The organism is Bacillus haikouensis, from assembly GCF_013179555.1.
Classification (GTDB): Bacteria; Bacillota; Bacilli; order Bacillales; family Bacillaceae_B; genus Rossellomorea; species Rossellomorea haikouensis_A.
Genome location: NZ_JABMCR010000626.1, coordinates 1 through 556 on the forward strand (window position 1 = coordinate 1; position 556 = coordinate 556).

General features: G+C 36.2%; 1 protein-coding gene. It reads right to left on the minus strand.

Annotation, left to right across the window (positions count from 1 at the left end):
* Positions 1-312: 312 nt before the first annotated feature.
* The coding region (locus HP456_RS24745; RefSeq protein ID WP_172255937.1) for a CoA-binding protein at positions 313-556 on the minus strand (244 nt) is incomplete at its 5' end.

Below are 556 nucleotides of genomic sequence, written 5' to 3' on the forward strand. Positions count from 1 at the left end.
TCTGGTTGGCCACGAACATTCCCCTTTCGAACTTCTCTGCCCGTATCTGAACTTACTGAACGGGTTTATAATGTTCTATACTTACTATAACACAAGAACATTTGTTCGTTTACCTGTTTTTCCTCATTTTAAAGGTAAACCACTATGCTATATTGTAGCGTTTTATTTCATTTTCGCAAATTAATTTTATGTTTAATGCCCGATTTCAGTGGATTTATCATATGTTTTGAACTCTGAACATCCATAATGTAAGTGTTTATATCAATAATCCGAAAAAAAACAAGCGGTGAATGCCGCTTGCCTCAGTGAGATTTATTTGGTTAAAGCATGTTCAACCTTAATACAACGATCCATAATCACTGTATACCCACGATCTTTCAGGAAAGAAAAAGCTTCTTCATTCACGACACCGAGCTGAGCCCAGAAAACTTTAGCATCAATTTTATCAAATTCTTTTGCGATATCCGGGAGGAATTCAGAACGTCTGAATACATTGACTATATCCACAGATCCTTCAATTTCTTCTAAGGATGACACCGCTTTTATTCCCAATGCA